1 protein-coding gene is annotated in these 1,056 nt (G+C 52.8%); it reads left to right on the top strand.

Going from position 1 to position 1,056, the window contains the following annotated elements:
- Positions 1 to 32: 32 nt before the first annotated feature.
- On the top strand, positions 33 to 1,001 hold the full coding sequence (locus FDW88_RS22325) for an IS5 family transposase (RefSeq protein ID WP_170974192.1): 969 nt from the start codon (positions 33 to 35) through the stop codon (positions 999 to 1,001).
- The last annotated feature ends 55 nt before the right edge of the window (positions 1,002 to 1,056 follow it).

The following is a 1,056-nucleotide window of genomic DNA, read 5'->3' as shown; positions in this document are numbered from 1 at the left end:
GGCTTTGTTGAATAAATCGAACTTTTGCTGAGTTGAAGGATCAGATCACGCATCCTCCCGACAACACAGACCATTCCGTGGCAAAGCAAAAGTTCAGAATCACCAACTGGTCCACCTACAACAAAGCTCTCATCAACCGTGGCTCCCTCACTTTCTGGCTGGATGATGAGGCGATTCAGGCCTGGTATGAGTCGGCAACGCCTTCATCACGAGGAAGGCCCCAGCGCTATTCTGATCTCGCCATCACCACCGTTCTGGTGATTAAACGCGTATTCCGGCTGACCCTGCGGGCTGCGCAGGGTTTTATTGATTCCATTTTTGCCCTGATGAACGTTCCGTTGCGCTGCCCGGATTACACCAGTGTCAGTAAGCGGGCAAAGTCGGTTAATGTCAGTTTCAAAACGTCCACCCGGGGTGAAATCGCACACCTGGTGATTGATTCCACCGGGCTGAAGGTCTTTGGTGAAGGCGAATGGAAAGTCAGAAAGCACGGCAAAGAGCGCCGTCGTATCTGGCGAAAGTTGCATCTTGCTGTTGACAGCAACACACATGAAGTTGTCTGTGCAGACCTGTCGCTGAATAACGTCACGGACTCAGAAGCCTTCCCGGGCCTTATCCGGCAGACTCACAGAAAAATCAGGGCAGCCGCGGCAGACGGGGCTTACGATACCCGGCTCTGTCACGATGAACTGCGCCGCAAAAAAATCAGCGCGCTTATTCCTCCCCGAAAAGGAGCAGGTTACTGGCCCGGTGAGTACGCAGACCGCAACCATGCCGTTGCTAATCAGCGGCTGAGCGGAAGCAATGCACGGTGGAAATGGACAACGGAATATAACCGTCGCTCGATAGCGGAAACGGCAATGTACAGAATGAAGCAGTTGTTGGGAGATTCACTGACGCTGCGTGACTACGATGGTCAGGTAGCGGAAGCTATGGCCATGGTGCGTGCGTTGAACAGGATGACAAAGGCTGGGATGCCAGAAAGCGTGCGTATTGCCTGAAAATCCAGCCAGCTACAGGGTCGTTCGCACGAAATCTTATTTATTCAACAAAGCC

The sequence above is a fragment of the Citrobacter sp. wls829 genome, assembly GCF_005280825.1.
Classification (GTDB): Bacteria; Pseudomonadota; Gammaproteobacteria; order Enterobacterales; family Enterobacteriaceae; genus Citrobacter; species Citrobacter gillenii.
This window is presented reverse-complemented; position numbering and strand designations above follow the sequence as displayed.